The organism is Acinetobacter sp. ESBL14 (genome assembly GCF_036668815.1).
GTDB classification, from domain to species: domain Bacteria; phylum Pseudomonadota; class Gammaproteobacteria; order Pseudomonadales; family Moraxellaceae; genus Acinetobacter; species Acinetobacter gyllenbergii.
In genome coordinates, this window is record NZ_JAZEVS010000004.1 from 273,268 (window position 1) to 298,545 (window position 25,278).

Genomic DNA, 25,278 nt, shown 5'->3' on the forward strand with positions numbered 1-25,278 from the left:
ATTGACTAAGATTATAACTCTGGTTTAACCAGTATTGAGGAACCCGCTATGCCACAATACAAAGCACCCTTACGTGATATGCAGTTCGTATTGCACGAATTATTAAATGCTGAAGCACATTACGCGAAACTTCCTGCATTTCAAGACACTGTAAGCCGTGAATTGGTTGATCAATATTTAGAAGCAGCGGCTGATTTCTGCGAAAATGAACTTTCTCCTTTAAACCAAGTCGGCGACCGTGAAGGTTGTACTTGGAATGACGGTGTTGTAACAACACCTACAGGCTTTAAAGAAGCGTATCAAAAATATATCGAACTTGGCTTCCCATCTCTTTCTGCTGATGAAGAATTTGGCGGTCAAGCATTACCAAACTCTTTAGGGATCTCTATCTCTGAAATGGTGGGTACTGCAAACTGGTCATGGGGTATGTACCCAGGTCTTTCTCACGGTGCTGTTCGTACTTTAGAACATCACGGTTCTGATGAGCAAAAGAACACTTACTTGCCAAACCTTGTTTCAGGTGTTTGGACAGGGACCATGTGCTTAACTGAATCTCATGCTGGTTCTGACCTTGGTATTATCCGTTCTAAAGCTGAACCAAATGCTGATGGCAGCTATGCAATCTCTGGCGAGAAAATCTTTATCTCTGCTGGTGAACACGACATGGCTGACAATATCATCCATATCGTACTTGCACGTTTACCAGGTGCGCCAAAAGGTACGAAAGGGATCTCTTTATTCATCGTGCCTAAGTTCCATGTGAATGCTGACGGTTCTATCGGCGAGCGTAATGCGGTTCGTTGTGGTTCAATCGAACACAAAATGGGGATCCATGGTAACGCAACGTGTGTCATTAACTTTGACCAAGCAAAAGGTTATTTGATCGGACCTGAAAACCGTGGTTTAAACTGTATGTTCACCTTCATGAACACAGCACGTATCGGTACAGCGGTTCAAGGTTTATCTGCATCTGAATCTTCTTTCCAAGGCGCTCTAGCGTATGCGAAAGATCGTTTGGCAATGCGTTCTCTTTCTGGTCCTAAAGCACCTGAAAAAGAAGCTGATCCAATCATCGTTCACCCAGCTGTCCGTAACATGCTTTTAACGCAAAAATCATTTGCTGAAGGCGGTCGTGCGTTGGTTTACTTATTGGCTCAATATGCAGATATCGTTGAAAAAGGCGAAACTGAAGAAGAGCGTAAGTTTGCTGACAACATTTTGTCTTTGTTAACGCCAATCGCAAAAGCATTCTTAACTGAAACAGGTTCTGAATCTGCGAAGCACGGTGTACAAGTATTTGGTGGTCACGGCTTCATTTCTGAACACGGTATGGAGCAAATCGTACGTGATACACGTATTGCTTGCTTATACGAAGGTACCACTGAGATTCAAGCACTTGACTTGTTAGGTCGTAAAGTCTTGCAAACTCAAGGTGCAATGTTGAAAGACTTCACCAAGATCATCCATAAATTTGTTGAAGCAAACAAAGACAATGCTGCAATGCAAGAGTTCGTTGCGCCATTGGCTGCTGCCAACAAAGAATGGGGCGACATCACCATGCAAATCGGTATGCGTGCAATGCAAAACCCAGATGAAGTGGGCGCAGCTGCGGTTGACTACCTATACTTCTCTGGCTATGTCACGCTTGCTTACTTATGGGCACGTATGGCACTTGTTGCGCAAGAGAAATTAGCTAAAGGTTCAACTGAAGTTGACTTCTACAATGCAAAAGTGACCACTGCTCGCTTCTACTTCAAGAAAATCTTGCCACGTGTTCGCTCACATGTAGACGTACTTTCAACTGGCGTTGCGCCATTGTTTGAACTTGATGCGGAACACTTCGCTTTCTAAACATAGTTTAGAATGAGATGCAACGTTCATCACAGAAAAAGGACTGGTCAGTTTTGACCGTCCTTTTTTTGTTTAATCAATGCTAAATTTATACGATTCAATTTATTTGTTCGTTTTATTTGATCACTTTGCACATCAAGCTGTGCGTAGAAGGGAACGATTATGCCAATTTACAATGCGCCTTTAGCAGACATGAAATTCATCTTAAATGATGTATTTAAAGCAGAACAATTTTGGCAGTCTAATGAGAAACTTGCTCATGTAGATGCCGCAACAGCTGAAGCAATTTTAGAAGAAATGGCGAAGTTTGCCCAAAACGTGACACATCCGTTAAACCGTACGGGTGATGAAGAAGGCGCACGTTGGGAAAATGGTGAAGTTTTCACCCCAGCAGGTTTTAAAGAAGCATTCCGTCAATACGCTGACGGCGGTTGGATTGGCTTAGGCGCTGATGAAGAATGGGGCGGTCAGGCGATGCCGAAAATGCTGACTGTACTGTCTGATGAAATGTTATTCGCGACCAATCCATCATTCATGCTCTACCCGCTGCTTTCTGTGGGCGCTGGTATGACCTTAAACAGCTACGCATCACAAGAGCAAAAAGAAACCTATTTACCTAAAATCTACTCTGGCGAATGGTCAGGCACCATGTGCTTAACTGAACCCCATGCAGGTACAGATTTAGGCATTATCAAAACTAAAGCTGAACCTAATGAAGATGGTACGTATAACATTACGGGTACTAAAATCTTCATCACGGGTGGTGATAATGACCTTGCTGAAAACATCATTCATCTTGTGCTTGCCAAGACACCTGATGCGCCTGCGGGTTCACGTGGTATCTCGTTATTCATCGTTCCAAAGTTCCTGTTAAATGAAGACGGTTCTTTAGGTGAGCGCAATCCAGTTGGCCCAGGTTCTATCGAACACAAGATGGGGATTAAAGCTTCTGCAACTTGCGTGATGAACTTTGATGGTGCCAAAGGTTACCTCGTGGGTAAAGAAAACGAAGGTCTTGCTGCAATGTTCGTGATGATGAACTACGAACGTTTGTCGATGGGTATCCAAGGTCTGGGTGCTTCTGAATTTGCGTACCAAAATGCAGCACAATACGCGACTGACCGTTTACAAGGCCGTAGCGCAGCAGGTGTTCAATCACCAAACAAACCAGCAGACAGTATTTTAGTGCATGGTGATGTACGTCGTATGTTGCTCAATGTACGTGCCAATAACGAAGCTTCTCGTGCATTTGCAGTTTACGTAGGTCAACAACTGGATATCACCAAGTTCTCGACTGATGCAGAAGCAGTGAAGCAAGCCAATGACCGTGTTGCGCTGTTAACGCCTATCGCAAAAGCTTATCTAACTGATACGGCTTTCCAAGCAACCTTAGATGCACAAATGGTGTTTGGCGGTCACGGTTATATCCGTGAATGGGGTATGGAACAATGTATCCGTGACCTTCGTATTGCTCAAATTTACGAAGGAACCAATGGCGTTCAGTCTCAAGATTTAATTGGTCGTAAAACCATTAAATGTGGCGGCGCATTCATTGCTGAGTACATCACTGAAATCCGTGACTTTGCCAATGATCTAGATACAGACTTAAACTTCATTAAAGATGCAACGTTAGACGCTGCAACTGAAATCGAAGCCATCACGCAGTTCATTATTGAGCAAGCGGCTGAAAACGTAGATTTCCCAAATGCTGCTGCGGTTGATTACTTGCATGCAGTCGGCTTACTCAGCTTCGCCTATATGTTTGCAAAAATCGCGGCTGCTGCAAAAGACAAGTCTGGTGATTTCTACCAAAACAAAGTTGCATTAGCACAATACTTTGTAGACCGTATTTTGCCTGAATTAGATGCGCGTTTAGCGAAAATCAAAGCAGGTTCTGACTTGATCATGAACTTCAGCGAAGATTACTTCACAAACCAAGCTTAATTTTGGCGTGATGTTAAAAACTGCCTCAATCATTTGGTTGAGGCAGTTTTTTTATCGCTATAATAAAGTCAGCATAAAACTTGCATAACATTCTAATGATCATGTTGAGAATATAAATCTCTATGTCGAACTCTAAAGAGAAACTTGAAGGCTTACCCCGCCTATTTGACCGTTTCGGGCACTACGCGGTTGAAGCCTTTCATTATTTAGCCCTATTTATTATCGGCTGTATGATTGCATGGTCAGCCGTGCATACCGTGATTGAAATCCTAACGGTAAAACAGTACGCCACCATTGATGACATCTTACTGTTATTTATCTATTTAGAATTAGGTGCCATGGTCGGGATTTATTTCAAGACCAATCACATGCCCGTACGCTTTTTGATTTATGTCGCAATTACCGCACTCACCCGTCTATTGATTGCTGATATTCAGCATAATCATAAAGCCTCTATGGATTTGGTGATTACCACAGGTTCGATCCTAATTTTAGCGGTGGCAATTTTGGTGGTGCGTTTTGCTTCGTGGAACTACCCGTCTGTGATTCGAGGTAAGGATCAAGAACAACAATTGCCTTCCAATAAAACCCCTCGACCACAAGATGACGAACTGGCATAAATAAAAAAGCAGACGGATCGCCTGCTGTGTTCATGCATCTGTTATGCAACTCGGAAGACACGATATTTCGAGTCCACCAACACATATTTGCCTTGTACCTGCATCCAGTTATAACCGCGAGGTGGTTCATATAAACGATGGGTACGATAGTTAGAAACTACATAACGGTTACTACGAAATTCTGAAGGTAAGCGCTCGCCACGTTTAAAATTAATGCGCTGACCATAATGATTACCACGATCACCATTTGACCAACGCGGCTGCTCACGATGATCGTAACGGTGGTCATAACGATCATAGCGGTTGTCGTAGCGATCTTTATGATCATGATTCCAACGGTTTGAATCCGCCATAGCTGAAGCAGAAACACCCAACATAAGCGTTGATACCAATAATACTACGGTCTTTTTCATTGTTTGATCCTCTGTTTTTCGATCTGAAATCAGATTAAGAAAAACTCAAGGAGAAAGCATGAATAAAACCCACGACATTGCAAAGCTTTGTAATGAATAGCGAGAAATTATGGAGAATCCTCGAGAGATTAAATTTTAAAAAACCATCAAAAATCAGCGAATAATCTCAATGGTAAAATTATCATCGGTCACCAAAAGATAACGTCCATCCACGACCACCCAGTGCCGACCCTGCGGTGGTTCACGTAAGGAATAATAGTCCCAGTCTCGAATCACATAGCGCTCGCTCCGAAACTCACCTGGTAATTCATTGCCAACCACAAAAGACTCACGGCGATAGCTACTGTCATATTGTGTGTCTGGATAATATTCGACACGAACACCCGGTCGATGATTCGGATGAGGATAGTAATTATTTTGATTGGGTTGATAGTAGTAACCTTTCGGTGGCGCTGTCGGTGTATAACGCTGATTCGAAAAAGCGAATGGATCTTGTGTAGGTTGCTGATAGGAAGGTGAAGTCTGATGATAAGAACGACGTTCTACCCCACTATAGCCGCTCCAAGCATTGTCCGCATAGCTCATCACTGGGAGATAGCTCAATACAGCCGCCAAGCCATAAATATAAGGTTGAAATTGCTTCATCGTGATCTCCCTAAAAGCAGCGTATCTGTCTATTTTAGAATAAAAAATAAGCACAACTGTTGTAATAATATTTTTTCAGATCAACTGCTGAATTACACAGATAAACAGCAGCGAACTCTAGCTCTGCCGAGATATGTTAAAATCAATTTTTTGGTTTTAAGGCAACATCTGTGGCTGAAATGAATTTTGATCGTCTCTATCAATTCTTCTGTAAAGTGCCAAGTGTACAAGAAGCGCGTATTGTTGCGCATGGTGCAGATGGTCAGCATGCATGGTGGTTTAAATTTAATATTGATGTTGAACATCCGTTGGCATGGCAAACCGTTCAAGAACTTGGGCATGTACTCAATTATTTATCCACCAATGAACGTTTACCGACCCAGTTCTTCCCAGTGTCTCCACCGCCCTATATGAACGGTGAAGCCAAAGATTTCTTGGCTTGGGTGATCCAATGTAACCATCCAGAATTCACGCCTGATGTGGTCTGTGACTGGCTGGAGGCACGACTGCCAAGCCCAGTCGATGATGAAGCTCAGTGGAAAATCAAAACAGATTTAAGTGAACTCGATCAGATGGCCGATAAAGATTTAGATCAATTAATCCCGCCAAGCCCTTAATTTTTTTATTGATGATGTAGGTCTTTCAACAAGCTGAATAGCAAACAAAGGTTCACATTCAGCTTGTTGAGCTCACCTTCTAAATCAGGATAAGTCATAACCCAAATATTCTTGTGGCGATTCCGAATAAGGTAAAAGCAGATGATTATTTTTTAAAATCAGGTCTTTCATTGCCTTTTGATGAGCGGAATCTAAAGGATAAATCAAAGCAATATCCTGCATTAAATCTTCAATCTTTTCGGCATTAAAATCTGCTGTTTTAATCCATCCTAATAACGCGGCTCCGAGTCCGATAAACTCAAAACCATAGTGCTGGATTTTTTGAATCAGTGCATAGTTCTCAAAGGGATCAAAATCACAGGAAAAATAACCATTCGGCAGCATCGCTAGTTTCAATGCTTCGGTTTCAATATCCGCGACTTTAACTTCAATGACACTGTCCAGAGAAATCAATAAATGTTGATTGAAATAAAGCAGCGCTTCTAAATCATTTTCATCATAATGCTGCATTTTTTCAGCTAGGCTTTCAAAGCGCTGCTGCTGTGCAGGATCATTCAACTGTTGAAGATAATGCTGCAATTGCTTTGGAACACAGACATTTTGATAGCTTTGCTCCCAGCTTGGATCACCAACCTCAATCCCGTTCAGATCATCACTAAAGTCTACATACAAACGGTCATCCTCGACCGCATGCATCGAGGTATATTTTGCCTGTGCAGCATCATCCAAAACCAAAAACACTTTTTTAGGATAAACATCCTGTTTTAGAGCAAGATAGCATTCCAAGAGTTCTGCCCAACTCTGAATTTCAACAATATCGGCATAATGATTGAGTTGATGTACATCTAAATCAATCTGCTCATCCTGTCTGATCGTCAGTTTAATTTTCGCCACTGTGTAAAACCCTCGTTATGCTCAATTAAAACGTCGATAAACCCGACCATTCCCAAAAATATAAACACTCTATTTAACCTTATTAAAAGCTAAAAAGCAGCCGACTCATTTAAACCAGCTTTTTATCCGTGAGACCAGCCTGTGACTTAAACCAGACGGTTCAGCGTTTTCATCAAAAAGAGCCTCAATTTTCGGCTGTACCTGCTCCTCATAGCGTTGTGTTGCAGCAGATAAAGCCAGCGAAAAAATTTGATCCCAATGGCTGGTCGTCTCAAGGTCGAATTTCAGTTGGTCTGCTAGTTGATGGTTTTCTTGAATCCCCAAACCACCTCTTAAAGCCACAACTAAAACCGCTTTTACTTTGTTATCAATGCTGCCATATTTAAGTGCCAGTTCAGCCCATTGCGCTTGTTCCTGTTGTTCCGTTAACGTTACCATCCATTCAATCGCATCTAGACAACCTAACTCGCCGGCTTGCTGAAAATATTGCTTGGCACGCTCAGGATCATCCTGAGTGTAATAACGCCCTTTTTCATACAAGGCTTGCGCATGTTGCTGTTCTGCCGCAAGGGTAAAATAGTGTTCAATTTCATCACATTCATCATCACTGAGATCCGCTTTTCGATCTAATTCATAAGCGTAAGCATATTGTGCGACTGGCTGCTTCAGCTCTGCCGCCATTTTTAAATGGCTGAGTGAGGTCTCTGCCAATCTTGGTAGTTGAAGCCACGCCTCAGCTGCACCTAAATCGGCCTGTTGTTGATAAAATTTTTGCCGCCACTGCCACAATTGCTCTCGGTTTTGTTCTGAAATATAGCTGGACTCATCACTGCGAAGGAATTCAATGATTTTCTGGATCTGTCCTTGTTGAAAAGCATGCTCCAAATCATGCATGAGCTCTTGCTGTGCATGTTCAAAATGAATCGTCCATGTCTCGGTATCACATAAGCCAAGTTGCTTCAACTCTTCATCATCACAGTGTGACAGATACAAACTGGCACTCAGTTTTTCACCCTGATTCCAAGCTTGATAGAGATAGGGAATTGTCTCAATGTCCGTATAAGAAACACCATGTCGACCTTTAATGAGGAGCGCTTGGGTATTGCCCTGTGTGCTTAATTGATCTGTAATCTGATGTAATTCTTCATAAAGTTGCTCGCTAAGGTGGTTGTCATAGCCAACTGTATCGAAAATCGTATTTTTTCTTTTGAATAAATCAAACAGCATAGTGATGGCTTGGGTATGACCCAAACGTGCTGCCCGAAGCCAATATTGATCACGATAATACATATTCAGAGGCAACATACAGTCCCCTCTCTCATGATCATAAAACAAAGCCAGTTCAAATAATGCTTGTGGATCTTCTTGCTCTACCAGTATTTTGAAAAGTTCAACCGCCTTGACGGAATCAATTAAAGTATCGTTGTTGCCATAACTGAATGCCAAAGCTTGTTGTAATGTCTCAACCATTTATTATTGTCCATTTTTATATTGTCTAGCTTCTAAATACATTAATATTCAATATATTAATGTATTTAGAATGCCTTCTATCCGCTTATGTCCGAGAGCCAACTAGAAGGTCGATAAACCCGACCATTCCATAAAACGATAGATCCAGTATTTCGCTTTTGACTCGTCGGCATATTTTGCATAATCCACGGTGATTTGACGGCCATTGGCATTTGTCCATGCTGCATCAAAATACAGCCCTGCATCTTTAAACACTGGCGCTTGTGCTGCACCAATCACGCGCATATCGGTTTCAAGATTATAATTTTTTAAATTGCGTGCGGTTAAGTTGGCAGAGCCGAGGATAATCTCCGCTTGCTGAGCATTATATTTGAGTAGCATTTTACTGTGGCATTGTTCGCCACGGGTATCACACCAGCGAACTGGTATACCAACTGCATTCAGCTCCGAAGCCACTTGACGATTGGGAATGCCATTCTTTTGACGACCAAACGCATCTTTATTGGGGTCAAGCATAATACGAATGTTGACACCACGTTGCTGCGCCTGCTTGAGTGCATCAATGATATTGCGTTCCGATAAATAGAACATCGCCATATCTAGATGCTCTTTGCTCTTGGCGGTTTCAATCATTTTCACAACGGCATCATAAATGGCTTTTTCGGTCAGGACTTGCACTTGCGGTAATGTTTTATCTTCGGCAAGTCCGCCCATAATCACAAATGGGCTAGAACCATCAGACATATTGGCCACTGCTTGTTCAGTTTGCAACACATCAATCGCTGTTGGACCATCCACCACCAAGGCCACATTGCTATGATGCGAACTACCGTCATGTGGATTGGCAGAAGTCACCAAGCTTTTCCAGCCATCCACAGTATCAACCACCAAGGTTTTACGGTGATTGGCTTTGAAATTAAAAAGCTCTAAATAACTCCGTAAGGTAATTTTATCATTGCCAAACGGACTGCTTAACCAACCGCCCTCAGGATTATTACCTAAGTTTTGACAGCAGATATACCAAAAACCAGACCAAAGCGGATTTGAAGCACGTAAAGGCTTTAAATTTGTCTCAATCACATCTACGCCCGCTTGACGCAACTGCAGATAATGCTTTGGTGTTAGCCCACCATAGACCGAATTAATCGGATCGGTAATCACCACAACTTCGACATTTGGATGCAAACGACGCTTTACGATTAAGGCATCAGTGAGCTCCTGCATCAAAGGAAATTGTTTGACCTTGGATTTCCCTACTTCATGATTAAACAAGAACATATCCAGCACAATGGTACTCTGTGCCTGATCAATCAACTGAAACACTTCTTTGAAGATATGCTGGTCAACGTGTTGTTGGCCCTGTGCATCGATATAGGTCTGATCGGCCAAGAATTTCACATTGGCATGACGCAACTGACCGGTAAAATCCAATCCTTTTGGGAGTGGTTTTACGCTGTGATAAATTGCCGAAGCAATGTATCCAATCGCAAAAATACACAATATGACTGCCATGTAACGTCGACCTGACCAGTTTAATTTCCGATGAATTCGTTGGAAGATGCGCATATAAACAAAAAAAGCCCTAGCCTAATGGTTTAAGGCTAGAGCTTATGCTTTGATTTTTCAATGCTAATTTAGTGATTGTTTACAGAATTAAAATTCAATTAAGTGTATCCAGATAGGCTCTAACAAAGCTATTACTCCAACTAATCGTGCAACATCACTCCAGCGTGACATATTAAAAACAGCTAAACTTTCTCCCCCAAGGCGATTCTTAATCGATTTAAGCCACCCATCAAGGCAATACTACTGGTCAACTCAACAATTTCCCTGTCATTAAAATGCATAGGCAACTGGCTTTTAATCGACTCAAGCTGATCAGATAAATGGGTCATTGCTTCTGCCCACGCCAAGACCAAACTTTGTTTCTCTGAAAAGGCATTTGAATGTTTATAACCTGGAATTTTATCAATTAGCGCGGGTGCAACGCCCATGTCTCTCAACTCTTGTGCATGATAGGCACAGCAATAGGCACAGCCATTGATTTGGGAAACATATAACTCAGCTAAAGCAATCAAACTGGGATCTATCCCTGAGGATCTGATCGAAGCATGTGCGGCGTACAAATGCTGAATGGTTTTTTTTGCAATGTCTTTATAGTCCATCATCACATCACTCATATCGAAGGAAAAATCATTATTCAGGATGTGGTATAAATTGTAAATTAGGCATTATTTTGTTATATAGGTAACTTTTATATACTTAGATGTATCATGAAAGATAATATTTCAGGATGTTCAGTTGGAGAAGCAATGACGGTATTAGGTGGTCGTTGGCGCATGCTTATTATTTCCTTTCTGTTAGAGAAACCAATGCGTTTCAATGAACTACGCCGAGTAATTCCGAATATATCGCAAAGGATGCTGACCTTAGAGCTACGATTTTTAGAAGAAGAAGGTTTTGTTTTAAGAGAAGTGTATGCACAGGTTCCTGTCAAAGTTGAATATTCCATCACGGCTGAAGGTCAACACCTAAAGAAACTGGTCGATGTATTACAAGAAGTGGGGATATGGTTAAAATCGCGAACATCCTAAAAAATGCTTGCGATCGAGTTAGCTTCATTCATAAAGTGCTGCTATACAATTCACCTCCTCAATAAAAAAGCCATTCGCCGAAGCAACATCTCATGCTGCTGGCGAATGGCTTTTTTACAATTCGATTTTAACTTCGCTTAGAAGTTAAAATTCACCCCAACTGTGAAATTACGCCCGACTTGTGGAATGGTCGATAAGAATGATGCATGTTGGTACACCTGATCATCCAGCAAGTTATTGGCATTCAGGAATACACGATAATCCCCGACACTGTTATATTTACCAGAGTACGCCACACCTAAGTTCAACATGTTATAGCTTTGAGTATCGGTCTCATAAGCCGCAATCTTGTCTTGCTGGAACACATGATAGTACTCTGCTGAACCACTAAAGCCATCACCAAAATCAGCATTCACTTTAGTCCCTAGACGGCCTGCTGGCACTCGCGGTGCATTTTCGTTGTCGATTTTTCCACGCACATAATCACCAAATACACCGACTTTATAGATATCTGTGATCTGATAACCTGCCTCAGCTTCAGCACCGTAGAAACGAGCCTGATCTTGGGTATACTGCACCAAACGGAAATCTTTATAACGATCTAAGGTTTGGGCATAGATATAGTCATCAAACCAGTTGTGATAGACATGTACATGGTAATCAAACTTGTTATTGTCATAATGGAAACCGAGTTCCACATTATTGGATTTTTCTTTCTTCAATTGATCATTACCTAGTTCATAGGTATTGGTCGCAAAATGTCCACCATTGGCATATAGCTCTTGCGCTAAAGGCAAACGTTCTTGATGTGAAGCCACTAAAGAGAGTTTGTAATTTGGCGCAAACTCCCAGTTTGCAGCGCCTGAAACAGAAAAGGCTGAACCGTCGAAATCTTTTTTGCTTGAATCTTCAATATCAATTTTTTGTTGGTCTGCACGTGCTGCCACTTCAACATGGACATCATTGAACTGTGCATGCTCTAAAGCAAAAATGCTCCACTTCTTGGTCGTATTTGGTGCTAGGAAAGCTTCCTCACCGGTCAACTCTAATTTTTGCTGGCCATATTGGGTGCCGATCACCCCTTCCCATGGCCCAATTGGATTATGTACCAATTCTAAACGACCATCATAACCTTTGTTTTTAAAGCGAGTGGCGATGGTATCTTCTTCAATTTCATCATGTTTATAATCAGTATAGCTGGCCTGAGCACGTAATTTTTTAAAGCCCGTAAATGGATCATTCAGTTCAGTACGTACATCATAACGCTCAGATTTCAGATCAATCCAAGGCCCTGCCTCATGTGCATGATCATGGTCGTGATCGTCATGCCCATGATCGTGATCATCTCCGTCTTCGTGATCATGGTCACCACAGTGTAAATGAGGACGCCCAGAGAGATGAGCACTACAGCTCTCATATTCATGGCTATGTCCAGGCAGACCATATTTATCTTGACGATTGCTATATGAAATTCCGGTAAAGCCACGGTCATAAATCCAAGATAGGCCAACATTCACTGTTTCGCCTTTGGCAAAAGTATTGCCGACACGGCGTTCACGTTCACCTTCATGCACATAGTTCGGCGCGATATAGTCATTGGCTTCACGATTTAAACCTTCCACACGTAAAGCCACTTGATCACCGAGAGCAACAGTGACCCCAGCAGTTGCCAGCTTTTCATCACTACCCGTGTTGTAACGTAGACCCACATTGCCTTCATAGCCATTTTCAGGCATTTTGGTTGGAATCTTGCTATCGGTCACATTCACCAAACCACCCACGGTTCCAGCACCAAATAACAAAGTCGATGGTCCACGAATCACTTCGACCTGTTGAGCCAGTGCAGGGTCTACAGTGACCGCATGATCAGGAGATAGCGTCGATACATCAATGTTTTCAGAAGAGTTTTGCAAGACCTTTACGCGTGGCCCATCTTGCCCACGAATCACGGGCCGGCTTGAACCCGCACCAAATTGATTGGAATAAATCCCTGGTTCACTGCTCAATGCCTCACCAATGGTGACAGCCCCCTGTTGTAAGCGTTTTTGATCCACTACGGTATCGGCAACAGCAAAATCTTTCGATGTTTGCTCTAGTGGATGCGCTTTAATTCGTATTGTCTCTAAGCTTGTCACTTGCTCATTTTCTGCTGCAAACGTAGGTACAGATACAACAGCTAAAATAGATAAGGTCAAAATATTCTGTGGAAATGACATATCGTGTCTCGAATCAGTCGATCGTTATTTTTGTTATATTATAACATTTCATTTATTTTGCAATAAAAAACAGTGCAACAAAGAACATTTGCTACACTGCTTCTCCATGATTCAATGAATGGTCGTTTTTCAACGATATGCCTTTTACACTTTCACATGCAGTCCTTGCCCCACCCTTATCTAAATTAAGTCAGGGTCATTTGCCTGTCGCAGCCTTGGCGATTGGCTGTATGACACCTGATCTTTATCGATTATTTACCCAAGAAAATATCACTTTGACCCACCAATGGTCAGGTATCTTATTTCCGAATCTACCGATTGGCTTATTCTTTTGCTTATTGTGGTATTTCATCTATCGCCCTGTGACCTATCGCTGTCTTGAAATCAAAGATTCTTTAAATATTCACTCACTGGATGATTTTATTTCTTTCAGCTTTCTCAGCTGCCTTGCGCTGATACTGGGGATCAGCACGCATTTGATCTGGGATGGACTCACCCATCTCGATTTTCGAAGCTTTGCTTTCAAAGAACTGCTGGCTCAGAACATCTCACTGCTGGGTTTTCGTTATCCATTACATTTTATCTTACAGATCGGGTCATCCATTATTGCTTTGCCGTTCCTAGTGAAAATGTGCTGGCATTATTATAAGCGTCATAAACATCAGCATCCTGTCTCAGCTAAACTCAAAGGATTTGCTCTACTCAGCGTCGTCCTGTCCATCTTATATGGACTGTTTTCAGTTTTAGACTATAGCCGTCATATCAGTGCTGAGCTTTGGAACAGTGAGCGCTATTTTTTTGTTGGTAAATCGATCAATGAGTTTACACAAGCGGGATTAACTGTCTTTACCATGGCTTGTCTAGTGTTCTTGTTTTTAGATCGGACCAACCGTCTAAAATCATTTTAACAAAAAGCGTCTGTTTAAAATTCGCTTGAAAAGATTAAGACTTGAGACTATACGTTCAACAAGGCATAATCTCCCCTTCATTGGTGCTGCGCTGTTTACGCATTCACCTTCTACAGCCAATATAGTTTGGATATATAATTCAATATGATGCGCACTCATTACTGTGGCTCTTTAACAGAAGCCCAAATCGATCAAACTGTGACTTTATGCGGATGGGTTCACCGTCGCCGTGACCATGGCGGTGTGATTTTCCTTGATATGCGTGACCGTGATGGTCTTGTACAAGTCGTGATCGATCCAGATACTCCTGAAGCATTCGCAACAGCAGATAAAGCACGTTCAGAATTTGTATTAAAAATTACAGGTCGTGTTCGTCGTCGCTATGAAGGTACTGAAAATGCCAACATGGTGAGTGGTCAAATTGAAGTTTTAGGTAAAGAGATTGAAGTTCTTGCAGCTTCTGATACTCCGCCATTCCCATTGAATGACGAAAACACCAATATTTCAGAAGAAATTCGTTTGAAATACCGTTTCTTGGACATCCGTCGTCCTGAAATGTTAGAGCGCTTACGTTTCCGCTCTAAAGTGACCAACTTGATCCGTAACTATTTTGAAGATCATGGTTTCTTAGACGTTGAAACACCAATTTTGACACGTGCTACACCAGAAGGCGCACGTGACTATTTAGTGCCAAGCCGTGTTTCAAATGGTAGCTTCTACGCACTTCCACAATCACCACAATTGTTTAAACAGTTGCTGATGGTAGGTGGTATTGACCGTTATTACCAAATTGCGAAATGTTTCCGTGACGAAGATTTACGTGCGGATCGTCAGCCTGAATTTACCCAAATCGACGTTGAAACATCGTTCATGAGTGACGATGACATCATGGATTTAATGGAAGGCTTAACGGTTAAAATGTTCAATGAATTATTGAATGTAAAATTCGATAAATTTGAACGTATGACATATGCCGACGCGATGCGTGACTATGCATCTGACAAACCAGATATGCGTATTCCATTGAAGCTTGTTGACGTTGCAGACTTGATGCAAGACGTTGAGTTCAAAGTCTTCGCAGGCCCTGCAAAAGACCCTAAAGGCCGTATTGTCGCTTTACGTGTGCCTGGTGCAGGTTCATTGCCACGTAGTGCGATTGACGAATACACTAAATTCGTGGGCATCTACGGTGCAAAAGGCTTGGCTTACATCAAAGTCAACGAACTTGAAAAAGGTATCGAAGGTCTTCAATCTCCAATCGTTAAATTCATCGAGCCAATCGTGCTTGATCTATTAAAACGTGTTGGCGCTGAAAATGGCGACATCGTGTTCTTTGGTGCAGATAAAGCTAAAGTTGTAAATGATGCGATGGGCGCACTTCGTGTGAAAATCGGTCATGACTTGAAGCTAACGACTTGCGAATGGGCACCGCTTTGGGTGGTTGACTTCCCAATGTTTGAAGAAACTGATGATGGCAAGTGGACTTCTGTTCACCACCCATTCACACTACCAAAATCAAGTGTTGAAGAAGTAAAGAGCAATCCTGGTGAAGCCCTTTCTGTTGCCTACGATATGGTCCTGAACGGTACTGAAATCGGTGGTGGTTCACTTCGTATCTATACTTTAGAAATGCAAAAAGCAATTTTTGAAGCTTTAGGGATTGGTGAAGAAGAAGCAGAAGAGAAATTCAGCTTCTTACTCAATGCATTACGTTACGGTGCGCCTCCGCACGGTGGTTTGGCATTTGGTCTTGACCGCTTAATCATGTTAATGACAGGTGCTTCTTCGATTCGTGATGTAATTGCATTCCCGAAAACCAAGACTGCTGAATGTCCATTGACTCAAGCGCCAGCGCCAGTTGAAGCAAATCAATTGCGTGACTTAGGTATTCGTTTACGCGAAAAAGTAAAAACTGAAGAAAAATAAACCTTGAGTTTATGATTCAACAAAAACCCTGCTCTATGCAGGGTTTTTTATATCTATACCATCCCTTTACTTTTAAGAGATGAGGAACAATTATAGCGCCGCAAGGAAAAGGTAAAATAAGGATTTATACTTTGCGAACATGTCCACTAGTGGCATAATAGATTGCTTTTTTATTGAGAGATCCATCTTATGGCAATGCGTCCTGATGTACGTCGACATGCAATTGTAATTATTGTATTTTCACTTGCTCAATGGTTTTTCATGCGTTACATCTTGGCCAATGAACTCTTCAATATGGATACCAACCAGCGCATTTTATACTTCTGTGTAAGTAGCTTGGCCGGTGCTTTACTGATTTTTGTTGCATTAATCTATATGGTGCTTAAGGGCAACGTCGATAAGCAAGACTAAGATCATGTCGTTTTACACTACCCTACTCCGTATTCTCCCTTTAGCATTTTTGCGTAGTATCGCAAAAGTGGCGGCCTACTTTATCAATCAAAACCCCAATAAAAGTATGCTGTGGAAAACCAGAGTCAATTTAGGGCTAGCTTACCCACAACTGAGTCTAGAACAAAAAGAGCAGCTTGCACGAGAGAGTGTGACCAAGCAATGTCTCAGTTATATTGAATCTGGAAAATGCTGGGCAATGCCACCGGAATGGAGCATTCAACAGATTCATACGGTGCATCATTTGGATGTATTAACCGATGCGCTCAGTGACCCAAGAGGTGCACTGATTATTACACCGCATCTGGGTACATGGGAAATGATGAATGCATGGGTACACCAATACGGTATTCCAACCATCATGTATAAACCCATGAAAGATTCAGGATTTAATGCTTTTGCCTTGCATGCCCGCCAACGCCTCAATGCAACTTTGGTTCCTACCGACGCATCTGGTGTAAAGGCCCTGTTTAAGAATCTAAAACAAGGCGGTTTCAGCGTGATTCTACCCGATCATGTTCCCGATCCCTCTGGCGGTGTCGTGGTTCCTTTTTTTGGCATTCCCTGCCTCACCAGCACACTCGCCAGTAAAATGGCACAGAAAACCCAATGTCGTCTAGTCGGCCTAAGTTGCTTCCGTCGTGAAGATGGCGAAGGCTTTGATGTGTACTGTGATGATTTGAATGATCCACAATTATATGATCGAGATATTGAGGTTGCTACAACTGCACTCAACCAAGCGGTTGAACAGATGATTAACCGCTTTCCTGCTGAATATATGTGGGGTTATAAACGGTTTAGAGGTAGCAAAACCAACCACTACGCCTAAACCACGCACAGACGCGCTCTAATCACTTGTTTAAGGTACGTAGCACTGTGGTTCGCATATTTTCCTGAAAGTCTTCAACACTATGTCTATCTTTAATATATTGAATCGCTTGCTGGCCTAATTTCTGACACTTTTCATCATCAAGCATTAGGCTTCTAATTGCATTGACAAAAAGGTCAACTTTATCAAAACCATCTCCAAGAACATCCCCAACATGAATACCAAACTTCTCAGTCAACGCTTCTGGATTACGATTACTTACAAGCAATGTACCGAAAGACAAGGCCTCTAGAAATGAGATCGGAAGTGCCTCATGAATGGAAGTATTCACCAATATTTTAGCATCTTTCAAATATTGCTCTTTTTCGGCCCCATCAACATGACCAGCAAAATGCAAATTCTCAATTGCATAATAATCCTTCATGATTTCAGAGTTTTTTTCATCTTCTCTAAAAGTTTGACCTAATACAAAAAACTCATACTCGGGCATTTTTTTAGCAATTTCACAAAACAACCAACCTCGTTTTACCGACTCAATTCGACCTAAAAAAATAATCATATTTTTTTTCTGGTGCGTATCAAAATGAAAACTTTCATCGATATCAATTGGATTTGGTAGATACTGGATATCAACATCATCATTCAATTGATATAAATCTTTCGCTTTTTGATTTAAAAAATATCCTTGAGATATAAACTTAACTCGGTCTTGTTTATACCATTCATGGACCAAGTCATATATTTTTTGATTATAATATGAGGTTTCTGGGAATAGCTTTACGGTATTAATTTCATCCCACTCATAGTGAGGTCTTGGGTCTTGAACCCATAGAATTAACTTTTTGTTCGGATTTGGTTCATGTTTTAAAACATAACCATATGTGAGTTCAATGCTTAAATAGAGATCGTAATCTTGTTTTTTTAACCATTGTTTTGCAAACCACTTGCTGCGAGGTAAACGGTAAACATTCACATCATCTACTGGATACGACTCAGCAAAAAACCTGCGCTTTCCTCGTCCAAGCAAAACATCTACCTGAAAATCCTCATTCGGAAGATATTTTGCAATATGCCGTCTAGCTAAAAAACCATATCCGCCATAAGCAGTACCAACTGCACCAAAAAACTCATCAATAATTAGGCCAATTTTGATTTTTTTCTTTTCGACACTCATCTTAAATTTTTACTCTGCATTTAAATTTCATTTCTAAACATTTTGGCCAAAATACTGTTTGGAGCAATTTTATCCAAATCTAAATTTCGCAGCATCTCATTATACAAATGTATACCAAGCGTTCTCGTACTCGTAATATCTTCAATACTTAAGCCTGAATCAGTCAATTGACCAATACATTGATAATGTACGGGATAGAACACATCTATAGGCTGGATAAATTCAACTAAGTTTTGTGTCTTTACAAAATGAGTAATCGCATCAGGGCCTATAACGCCCCATGGCATATCTGCGATATGCTGACCTATACCTAACATTTTTTTAAGTTTTAAGCGTTTTTGACGAGATTTTTTATACCATGGAGGTACAAAAAATGGGTTATAAGCAGCATCCAATAAAGCGGCTAACAAGTTACTATCCTGAGGCATTGCTAATACTGCACCATTGATCTTATGATCACTTTCAAAGCCCAATAAATATTGAGACTCAGGAATCTCAATAGGCTTTAAACAATAAACATCACAATCAACATATATTCCAGAAACTTTTTTTAATAACTCATATCTAAACACATCAGAAAAAAGTGCATAACTTCCTGTTTGATTATGTTTAAAAATTTTGTCTGCTGGAATAATTAGATTTGCATCAACACACTCTACACCTTCTGGTACATCAGTAATTGTGTCATAAGCATGTAACAAAACCTTATGCCCACGCATCACAAATGATCTCAGGCAACAACTAGAAATTTGGCCTAAGGTTTTGCCAATCCACAGCGCATGAATCGTTGGAAGTTCCATTGGTACCTCATCAGTCAAATGCATAAAACATTTAAGACTATTTAAATTTTATTTTAACTTTGAATGGAAGTCGATAAAGTTGCAAGAATGCTCGTATAAGCTCTCTCTTCACCTTCTGCAGCAGATTTTTTTCTTTGACTTTCTCTGTATTTCGCCACGATAAACTCGATTTGAACTTTTTAGTTTCTGGATATAACAAGTATTCCTGAATACAGAGAGCGGGGTTCATTTGATAAACAGAATATTCTCCATCCTGTAAATATTTTTTAAACATTATTTGGTCAATATGATCAACTGAGGCTAATGCTTTTACATAGTTAAATAAACTTTTAGCTGCTTTATTGGAAAGAATATATCCGGCCGTACCAAAATTAGCATTTAATAATTTTGAGATTACCCGACCATGCTCTACTGTCACTTTATTATTAATTGATAGATAATTAAATTTAGAATTTTTTTCGAGTTTTAAAATTTCCCATCTACCCTTAATCCATTGACTATTCACTAGAAAGTCATTGGCACGCTCACCCAAATAGATATCATCTTCAAACACTGCAATATAGTCCATCTGTTCATCAATTGCTTTCTTCCAAAGCAATACATGACTAAATAGACATCCTAACTCGCCTTTACTTAGACCACTGTCAAGAATAGAAATTGAATACTTTTGAGCAAGCTCATCAATCTCTTGCGGTTCAATCGCATCAAAAAATTGAAAAGGGATATCCTTACAAGCAAATTGTTCCTGTATATGTAATCTACGATCAACTGCAGATTTTAGACTAATAACAAAACTTCTCACTTATAAGTTACTCGACACGCAAAAAAGATAATTTTTAACTGTGCTGCAATTCGAGCTATTTCAACCAATGCTTTTTGTAAACCACCAACTTTATTGGCTCTCATTCTTTTCTTTCGTTCAGACGTTAACTGACTTCTAAGCTGTACGCTACTTGAACGGTAATGAAGAATCGTATCTTGTATACACAATGCGGGTTGCATTTGATACATTTCAAACCCATGATTTTTAACAATATATTCAAACATGAAATTATCTAAGGGAATAATGTAATCAATTTTTTTAATTTCATTTAGTAAAAATTTTGCCCCTTGTAAAGACAAAATATAACCCGCTGTACCCAAGTTTTTGCCAGGTAATTTATAAATTGCTCTGCCAACATCGGGAAAGTCTTTACATTTAGAGCCTAAGATCACTTTGGGTGTAAAAGCCTCTAATTTAACCAAATGCCAATCGTTTTCAATCCAATCAGAATGATTCAAAAAAAGATCTGCTTTTTCCCCTAGATGAATGTCATCTTCAAAAATTGCCATATGAGAAATATTTTCATCTACGATTTTTTGCCATAGATGAACATGACTCATAAAACATGCGAGCTCGCCTTTTGCAATATAACTCTCATGTATACTTAATTTCATCGCCTGAGCATCACGAGCTGCAATATCAGGGGTCACTGCATCAAAAAAATTAAACGCTATTCCCTGCCCCTCAAATTGAGATGAAATATGACTACGGCGCTCTGTAGCGCTTGAAAGGCTTATAACAAACTTTTTCATACTGATGGAAAATTCATAAAAATTAGGCGACATGCCTACAGGCCATAAGGATACTGTTTTTTCATAATGATGTACATTATTTCGATTACCTAAGCTTACGATCTTTATAAGCCAATGAAATGAGTGATCTACGCTTCAAATAGGACATTAATTAAGGACATATTCATTCAATATGACTTGCAACAAGCGCGCCTTTGCATCAGTTTGTTATGGTAAGTTAGATGTGTTTTTCTAAAGACCAATATTAATTTAAATCAAATACTTCTGCTTTTACAGCAATTGATTAATTTGCATTTTTTAAATATATCCCTTTTACAATTCATACACAGCAAAACATAATCTTGCAACTAAAAACACAGGCTCAAACTTTTATCAAAACCCCATCAAGTTAGATTAAAAACCATTGATAAACATCGCCTTTATTCAAATAAAACATCTATCCAGCTCAAATCATTAATTATTTTTAATATTTTAAAGTTTTTTCCTCTTTAAAAATAGAATGACAACAAAATGGCCGTTATAAATCAAAATCTATAAACTATAGGGACAACATCTAAATAGCACTTTAACTCCCATATAAAATATATTTATTATCATTACATTAGCTCACACAAAAACTTTATAACACAATCAAAAATTAGAGAAATATTTCAAAAATAACTGCGCTTTTTAGTTATAATCGAAGGCAAAGCCTTAAAAATGGAAGCTAGGAATGTCTAACTCCACAATTAAAATTTTTGTTGGTTGCGATCCGAACAACTGTGACTTAGAACAAATGATGGTTCTGGACTATAGTGTCCGCAAGCATACCAATCATCCAGTTGAAATTATATGGATGCAGCTTAGTCACGATCCGAATAGTCCATGGTATACCAATCAGCAAACTGGTGAAGGTTGGCATACAGCACATTGGGCAACCCCTTTTTCAGGTTTTAGATGGGCAATTCCAGAATCATGTAATTTTGAAGGTCGTGCCATTTATATGGATGCCGATGTCGTCGTACTCTGCGATATTGCAGAATTGTGGGCGCACCCTAAAAAAGATGATGCAATTGTGATTGCCAAAGGCGGAAAGAACTCAGCCAGACTCTGTACTTGTGTTTGGGATTGTGAGAAAGCCAAAGCATATCTTCCCCCATTAAAAGAGATTCAAGCTGATCCTGAAAGCCATAAAAAGCTGATGCGGCTTTTAAAAGACAAACCCAAATTAGTTCAATCTTATCAAGACTCCTACAATAATATTGATGGTGAAGATTTAGCTGTTGATCAAATCAAAATCCTGCATTATTCAGATATGGGTACCCAGTTTAGCCACAAGTATTCATTACCACGCCTAGAGGCTGCAGGTCAGAAACATTGGTTTGATGGTAAAATTATGCCGCATCCACGTGAGGATTTGACGGAACTATTTGATCAATATTATCAAGAGGCGATTGCCGCCGGTTATCATCCAGAGAACTATCGTATTGAGCCATTTGGTGATTTCTCTAAAGCATCCCAAATACATTATCGTGGTAATAAAGTGACACGCCCAGAAGATAAAAATTGGTTTGCACGCTCCCTTCACAACCTAAAAACCAAGTTGAAAAAGAAAAGCTTTTCTTTAGATGACTAAAATATAATTGAAACTAGATCAGCTCTAATCCGCTATCTAGTTTCATTACTCTTGATGATTTTATAAATGAGTTTTTAAATGGTTCACTTCTTTTCAGGTCGTATTTCTAGAAGTATTTATAAATTGATTTATAAACTTTTCTTCCCTAAAGTAGCAAAACACAACCGTCGCTATTGGCCACTTTATAGTGTTGAACGCGACTCACAGAATCGTCTTGAGAAAATTTATTTTAAGAAAAAACTGGTTTCTAATAATCTCATTCCCCCACAAGTTTCGCATAAAAAATGCACGCTGGTCGCAACAGGCCCTTCGATTCAACAACTAAAACCTGAAATTTTGCATCAAAGCGATCAAGATTATATCGGTGTAAATGGCGCTATCGCATTTGATTCAATTCCATTTTCCAGTTATGTCATTATTGACCATAACTTTGTGAATGATCGTTTCGACCTAGTTCAAAAAGTCTTGAATAGCGATTGCACGTTTTACACCACACCTCGTTGCCTAGACCTGATTTTAAGACATGTTCGGATTGAAGACCTTCATTGCCAAATCAAAACCATTGAAACGATTACTGACGGTCAAGTCGAAACCTTTTTAGACCATGCTAGACACTTTGATCAAAATGAAACTGACTTCTTTATTCACAAAAGCATGGGTTTTTCACTTGATATCTATAAAGGGACTTTTGACTACTTTACCGTGGCTTATGTAGCCCTTCAGATTCTCTATACACTGGGGTATAAAGAAATTTATATCGCGGGTTTAGACATGAATAATTTTTCTCAACCACGTTTTTATGAAAGTATTGGCGGACAGCAACCGACCACCTTAAATCATCATGTCGATGACGTATTTCAAGCCTTTGATGTCGCGGCAACGCTATTTAAAGAAAAAGAGATTAAAGTTTTTAACCTGTCTCAAAACAGTGCTGTACAAGCATTTGAGAAGATTGACCCGAGCACCTTGCTTTAAACCCTGAAAGCTCTTGTTTTAGATATCGAGTAATGAACCTTCTAGATACATGCCTTTTTCATAATAATGACTCAGGGTTTTCCTTTCCTTTCCTGCAAGCTTAATTAGCTTTGGCATTTGCTGAGGCGGGTAATTGATTGCCATATCAATTAGCACTTTTTCTTTCACCCATTGATGTTTCACTTGGAAAAACAGGGCATTTTTGTCACAGTTAATTAAGCTCATACTTGGCAAATGACGACGCATCACCTTCTGACAAGCCACGTAAGCGACTAAATATTCTAATCGACCAATCTGTTGAAACAAATCTTGATAGTCTGGCTCGGTTTCCTTAAGCTGCTGTAAATACGCTTTAGGCGTCATTTCAATGGCTTGAGCCAATTCATCAAACCAATATTTAAAGAAGATATTTTTCTTTACACTGGCCAGTAACCAATTCTCTAAGACGGGAAAATTTTTGAGTGTTGTATTCTTGGCACGGTAATAGGCAAAGCTGTTGGTATGATTCTTCGCAATCAGTTCCTGAATCCAGTCTAAGCTTTCATAAACAAGGATGCTTGCATCCAACCAAATTCCTCCATGCTGATAAATCAACTCAAAACGGAGCAAATCGGCCTTTTGTTGTGGTGTTGCTTTTGGGAAACGATCAAAATCAATATCACTAAAGTTTTTCACTGTATCTGGCGTGAGAAAATAAACCTCATAATCCGGATTGGTCTTTTTTACTTGCTCAACACATTTTTCGACAAAGCCTGAAAGTGAACCTTCCCAATACATCCAGATTTTTTTAGGAATTACGGCATCCTGCACAATCGGATTGAGCACAATCAAATCCGCCTCGTTATCCATCGCGTCGTTTAACCCTCTCTGTTTATTCGAATACATCGTATAAAACTTTAAGAGATAGAATATTTTTTTAAATATCTTCATAAGGAAACTCAGCTAAAAACCAAAACACGTGTGCATTTCATTTCACGACAGGCATTTGCATAAACTATTCGTATTAGAAGAAAAGATGCTTAAAAGCATAATAGCGATCACGCCACATCCTTTTCTGCTTCTTTAATCCATGAGAGGAATCGCGTTTTTCTAAATCTTTACGCTGAATGCCCTGTGTCGCAACCGTACCTAAAATATCACTATCCAAGCCTGCAGGTTTCACAAAAGGCTGCCAAACGCCTAAGCCTTTCCCATTCTTGCTGAGCCAACCTTGGAAAAAGAGATCAACAGGTACATGTATTTGTTTGCCAAGTTTTACAAATTCTTCAGCCCCTTTACGAGACCACAGCAACCCCACCCCACGAATCGGAAAATAGTAGGCATGCCACAGGTTAAAACCATCCATCTGCACAATATCTTTAGCGAGCTTTTTCTTTTTAGCCGCCATATTCACCACGTACCAATCTAGCTCTTTACGCTGATCTAGATACTTGAGAAGTGAATCAAGATTTTGCTTAAAATTGGGTAGAACCTGAATATCATCTTCTAAAACCACCAAATAATCGGCATCGGTTTGCAGAAATTTTTCAGCACAACCATAATGACTCAAATAGCATCCCAGCTCTGAATTAATCAGGCTACGCCCTAAAATTCGCTGTGCCTCAGCATCATCGTACTGTTTAAACTCAGATAGCGCTTTACCACGACCATCGTAGGCTGAAAAACGGGTAAATGGCCAACCTTCTTGCTGTAATTGCGCTGTTGCACTGGCTAAGCGTTGATCACTCCCATCAAGGTTGATCAGATACGTTTCAACTTTCAT

24 protein-coding genes are annotated in these 25,278 nt (G+C 40.1%); 11 read left to right on the forward strand and 13 right to left on the reverse strand.

Annotated elements, in window-relative coordinates; genetic code table 11:
* Positions 1 to 48 precede the first annotated feature (48 nt).
* The 3 genes from V6E90_RS14565 (at position 49) to V6E90_RS14575 (ending at position 4,415) form a co-directional block, all read left to right on the forward strand.
* Positions 49 to 1,851 carry an acyl-CoA dehydrogenase C-terminal domain-containing protein gene (locus V6E90_RS14565; protein WP_332605752.1) on the forward strand — a complete coding sequence of 601 codons (1,803 nt, stop codon included), beginning with the start codon at positions 49 to 51 and terminating at the stop codon, positions 1,849 to 1,851.
* 162 nt (positions 1,852 to 2,013) lie between these two features.
* On the forward strand, positions 2,014 to 3,795 hold the full coding sequence (locus V6E90_RS14570; protein ID WP_332605753.1) for an acyl-CoA dehydrogenase C-terminal domain-containing protein: 1,782 nt from the start codon (positions 2,014 to 2,016) through the stop codon (positions 3,793 to 3,795).
* 122 nt (positions 3,796 to 3,917) lie between these two features.
* Complete coding sequence (locus V6E90_RS14575; RefSeq protein ID WP_016540663.1) at positions 3,918 to 4,415, forward strand: phosphate-starvation-inducible protein PsiE; 498 nt, start codon at positions 3,918 to 3,920, stop codon at positions 4,413 to 4,415.
* A 41-nt stretch (positions 4,416 to 4,456) separates the two neighbouring features.
* On the opposite strand, the gene V6E90_RS14580 is transcribed toward V6E90_RS14575, so the two are convergent.
* Both V6E90_RS14580 and V6E90_RS14585 read right to left on the reverse strand, forming a co-directional pair.
* Positions 4,457 to 4,828 carry an RcnB family protein gene (locus V6E90_RS14580; protein ID WP_016660161.1) on the reverse strand — a complete coding sequence of 124 codons (372 nt, stop codon included), beginning with the start codon at positions 4,826 to 4,828 and terminating at the stop codon, positions 4,457 to 4,459.
* Between the two features lie 153 nt (positions 4,829 to 4,981).
* Positions 4,982 to 5,473 carry an RcnB family protein gene (locus V6E90_RS14585; protein WP_065343947.1) on the reverse strand — a complete coding sequence of 164 codons (492 nt, stop codon included), beginning with the start codon at positions 5,471 to 5,473 and terminating at the stop codon, positions 4,982 to 4,984.
* Positions 5,474 to 5,652: 179 nt separating this feature from the next.
* On the opposite strand from V6E90_RS14585, the gene V6E90_RS14590 reads away from it, so the two are divergent.
* Positions 5,653 to 6,090 (forward strand): hypothetical protein, encoded by a 438-nt coding sequence (locus tag V6E90_RS14590; protein WP_016660160.1) that lies wholly within the window; start codon positions 5,653 to 5,655, stop codon positions 6,088 to 6,090.
* A gap of 84 nt (positions 6,091 to 6,174) precedes the next feature.
* Here the strand turns inward: V6E90_RS14590 and V6E90_RS14595 are convergent, their stop codons facing one another.
* From V6E90_RS14595 to V6E90_RS14610, 4 genes are all read right to left on the reverse strand, one after another.
* Complete coding sequence (locus V6E90_RS14595; RefSeq protein ID WP_065343948.1) at positions 6,175 to 6,984, reverse strand: hypothetical protein; 810 nt, start codon at positions 6,982 to 6,984, stop codon at positions 6,175 to 6,177.
* A gap of 105 nt (positions 6,985 to 7,089) precedes the next feature.
* Positions 7,090 to 8,454, reverse strand: coding sequence for a sel1 repeat family protein (locus tag V6E90_RS14600; protein WP_332605754.1), 1,365 nt, complete (start codon positions 8,452 to 8,454; stop codon positions 7,090 to 7,092).
* A 102-nt stretch (positions 8,455 to 8,556) separates the two neighbouring features.
* Entirely contained in the window at positions 8,557 to 10,020 is a 1,464-nt protein-coding gene (locus V6E90_RS14605) for a phospholipase D family protein (RefSeq protein ID WP_332605755.1), read from the reverse strand.
* Between the two features lie 182 nt (positions 10,021 to 10,202).
* Complete coding sequence (locus V6E90_RS14610; RefSeq protein WP_016660159.1) at positions 10,203 to 10,619, reverse strand: carboxymuconolactone decarboxylase family protein; 417 nt, start codon at positions 10,617 to 10,619, stop codon at positions 10,203 to 10,205.
* 108 nt (positions 10,620 to 10,727) lie between these two features.
* On the opposite strand from V6E90_RS14610, the gene V6E90_RS14615 reads away from it, so the two are divergent.
* Positions 10,728 to 11,048 (forward strand): winged helix-turn-helix transcriptional regulator, encoded by a 321-nt coding sequence (locus V6E90_RS14615; RefSeq protein WP_332605756.1) that lies wholly within the window; start codon positions 10,728 to 10,730, stop codon positions 11,046 to 11,048.
* A gap of 137 nt (positions 11,049 to 11,185) precedes the next feature.
* On the opposite strand, the gene znuD is transcribed toward V6E90_RS14615, so the two are convergent.
* Positions 11,186 to 13,264 carry a zinc piracy TonB-dependent receptor ZnuD gene (znuD, locus tag V6E90_RS14620; protein WP_262757773.1) on the reverse strand — a complete coding sequence of 693 codons (2,079 nt, stop codon included), beginning with the start codon at positions 13,262 to 13,264 and terminating at the stop codon, positions 11,186 to 11,188.
* 137 nt (positions 13,265 to 13,401) lie between these two features.
* Here znuD and V6E90_RS14625 point away from each other — a divergent pair, with 137 nt between their 5' ends.
* From V6E90_RS14625 to V6E90_RS14640, 4 genes are all read left to right on the forward strand, one after another.
* On the forward strand, positions 13,402 to 14,172 hold the full coding sequence (locus tag V6E90_RS14625; RefSeq protein WP_332605757.1) for a DUF4184 family protein: 771 nt from the start codon (positions 13,402 to 13,404) through the stop codon (positions 14,170 to 14,172).
* Between the two features lie 144 nt (positions 14,173 to 14,316).
* The gene (gene aspS, locus V6E90_RS14630) at positions 14,317 to 16,098 is read left to right on the forward strand and encodes an aspartate--tRNA ligase (protein WP_065343953.1); all 1,782 of its coding nucleotides are present in this window, start codon (positions 14,317 to 14,319) and stop codon (positions 16,096 to 16,098) included.
* Between the two features lie 189 nt (positions 16,099 to 16,287).
* Positions 16,288 to 16,509, forward strand: coding sequence for a hypothetical protein (locus V6E90_RS14635; RefSeq protein WP_005269244.1), 222 nt, complete (start codon positions 16,288 to 16,290; stop codon positions 16,507 to 16,509).
* Between the two features lie 4 nt (positions 16,510 to 16,513).
* Positions 16,514 to 17,377, forward strand: coding sequence for a lysophospholipid acyltransferase family protein (locus V6E90_RS14640; protein WP_016660158.1), 864 nt, complete (start codon positions 16,514 to 16,516; stop codon positions 17,375 to 17,377).
* 22 nt (positions 17,378 to 17,399) lie between these two features.
* On the opposite strand, the gene V6E90_RS14645 is transcribed toward V6E90_RS14640, so the two are convergent.
* The 4 genes from V6E90_RS14645 to V6E90_RS14660 are packed head-to-tail and all read right to left on the reverse strand — an operon-like array spanning position 17,400 to position 20,959.
* The gene (locus tag V6E90_RS14645) at positions 17,400 to 18,551 is read right to left on the reverse strand and encodes a glycosyltransferase family 4 protein (RefSeq protein WP_016540675.1); all 1,152 of its coding nucleotides are present in this window, start codon (positions 18,549 to 18,551) and stop codon (positions 17,400 to 17,402) included.
* 20 nt (positions 18,552 to 18,571) lie between these two features.
* Positions 18,572 to 19,351, reverse strand: a complete 780-nt coding sequence (locus V6E90_RS14650) for a glycosyltransferase (RefSeq protein ID WP_016540676.1) — start codon at positions 19,349 to 19,351, stop codon at positions 18,572 to 18,574.
* 37 nt (positions 19,352 to 19,388) lie between these two features.
* A complete protein-coding gene (locus tag V6E90_RS14655) occupies positions 19,389 to 20,153 on the reverse strand; it encodes a glycosyltransferase family 25 protein (RefSeq protein WP_016540677.1) in 765 nt (254 codons plus the stop codon).
* A complete protein-coding gene (locus V6E90_RS14660) occupies positions 20,150 to 20,959 on the reverse strand; it encodes a glycosyltransferase family 25 protein (RefSeq protein ID WP_332605758.1) in 810 nt (269 codons plus the stop codon). Before V6E90_RS14660 ends, V6E90_RS14655 begins: the two co-directional genes overlap by 4 nt.
* Before the next feature lie 679 nt (positions 20,960 to 21,638).
* Here V6E90_RS14660 and V6E90_RS14665 point away from each other — a divergent pair.
* The gene (locus V6E90_RS14665; RefSeq protein WP_332605759.1) at positions 21,639 to 22,541 is read left to right on the forward strand and encodes a glycosyl transferase; all 903 of its coding nucleotides are present in this window, start codon (positions 21,639 to 21,641) and stop codon (positions 22,539 to 22,541) included.
* A 78-nt stretch (positions 22,542 to 22,619) separates the two neighbouring features.
* The gene (locus V6E90_RS14670; RefSeq protein ID WP_332605760.1) at positions 22,620 to 23,516 is read left to right on the forward strand and encodes a lipopolysaccharide biosynthesis protein; all 897 of its coding nucleotides are present in this window, start codon (positions 22,620 to 22,622) and stop codon (positions 23,514 to 23,516) included.
* An 18-nt stretch (positions 23,517 to 23,534) separates the two neighbouring features.
* Here the strand turns inward: V6E90_RS14670 and V6E90_RS14675 are convergent, their stop codons facing one another.
* Positions 23,535 to 24,446 carry a glycosyltransferase family 32 protein gene (locus V6E90_RS14675; protein ID WP_332605761.1) on the reverse strand — a complete coding sequence of 304 codons (912 nt, stop codon included), beginning with the start codon at positions 24,444 to 24,446 and terminating at the stop codon, positions 23,535 to 23,537.
* A 73-nt stretch (positions 24,447 to 24,519) separates the two neighbouring features.
* Entirely contained in the window at positions 24,520 to 25,278 is a 759-nt protein-coding gene (locus V6E90_RS14680) for a glycosyltransferase family 25 protein (protein WP_065344013.1), read from the reverse strand.

Bases quoted from the DNA above. Each gene is read 5' to 3' on its own strand.
- V6E90_RS14565 (WP_332605752.1), top strand. From the start codon at position 49: ATGCCACAATACAAAGCACCCTTACGTGATATGCAGTTCGTATTGCAC.
- V6E90_RS14570 (WP_332605753.1), top strand. From the start codon at position 2,014: ATGCCAATTTACAATGCGCCTTTAGCAGACATGAAATTCATCTTAAAT.
- V6E90_RS14575 (WP_016540663.1), top strand. From the start codon at position 3,918: ATGTCGAACTCTAAAGAGAAACTTGAAGGCTTACCCCGCCTATTTGAC.
- V6E90_RS14580 (WP_016660161.1), bottom strand. From the start codon at position 4,828: ATGAAAAAGACCGTAGTATTATTGGTATCAACGCTTATGTTGGGTGTT.
- V6E90_RS14585 (WP_065343947.1), bottom strand. From the start codon at position 5,473: ATGAAGCAATTTCAACCTTATATTTATGGCTTGGCGGCTGTATTGAGC.
- V6E90_RS14590 (WP_016660160.1), top strand. From the start codon at position 5,653: ATGAATTTTGATCGTCTCTATCAATTCTTCTGTAAAGTGCCAAGTGTA.
- V6E90_RS14600 (WP_332605754.1), bottom strand. From the start codon at position 8,454: ATGGTTGAGACATTACAACAAGCTTTGGCATTCAGTTATGGCAACAAC.
- V6E90_RS14605 (WP_332605755.1), bottom strand. From the start codon at position 10,020: ATGCGCATCTTCCAACGAATTCATCGGAAATTAAACTGGTCAGGTCGA.
- V6E90_RS14610 (WP_016660159.1), bottom strand. From the start codon at position 10,619: ATGGACTATAAAGACATTGCAAAAAAAACCATTCAGCATTTGTACGCC.
- V6E90_RS14615 (WP_332605756.1), top strand. From the start codon at position 10,728: ATGAAAGATAATATTTCAGGATGTTCAGTTGGAGAAGCAATGACGGTA.
- znuD (WP_262757773.1), bottom strand. From the start codon at position 13,264: ATGTCATTTCCACAGAATATTTTGACCTTATCTATTTTAGCTGTTGTA.
- V6E90_RS14625 (WP_332605757.1), top strand. From the start codon at position 13,402: ATGCCTTTTACACTTTCACATGCAGTCCTTGCCCCACCCTTATCTAAA.
- aspS (WP_065343953.1), top strand. From the start codon at position 14,317: ATGATGCGCACTCATTACTGTGGCTCTTTAACAGAAGCCCAAATCGAT.
- V6E90_RS14635 (WP_005269244.1), top strand. From the start codon at position 16,288: ATGGCAATGCGTCCTGATGTACGTCGACATGCAATTGTAATTATTGTA.
- V6E90_RS14640 (WP_016660158.1), top strand. From the start codon at position 16,514: ATGTCGTTTTACACTACCCTACTCCGTATTCTCCCTTTAGCATTTTTG.
- V6E90_RS14645 (WP_016540675.1), bottom strand. From the start codon at position 18,551: ATGAGTGTCGAAAAGAAAAAAATCAAAATTGGCCTAATTATTGATGAG.
- V6E90_RS14650 (WP_016540676.1), bottom strand. From the start codon at position 19,351: ATGGAACTTCCAACGATTCATGCGCTGTGGATTGGCAAAACCTTAGGC.
- V6E90_RS14660 (WP_332605758.1), bottom strand. From the start codon at position 20,959: ATGTCGCCTAATTTTTATGAATTTTCCATCAGTATGAAAAAGTTTGTT.
- V6E90_RS14665 (WP_332605759.1), top strand. From the start codon at position 21,639: ATGTCTAACTCCACAATTAAAATTTTTGTTGGTTGCGATCCGAACAAC.
- V6E90_RS14670 (WP_332605760.1), top strand. From the start codon at position 22,620: ATGGTTCACTTCTTTTCAGGTCGTATTTCTAGAAGTATTTATAAATTG.
- V6E90_RS14675 (WP_332605761.1), bottom strand. From the start codon at position 24,446: ATGAAGATATTTAAAAAAATATTCTATCTCTTAAAGTTTTATACGATG.
- V6E90_RS14680 (WP_065344013.1), bottom strand. From the start codon at position 25,278: ATGAAAGTTGAAACGTATCTGATCAACCTTGATGGGAGTGATCAACGC.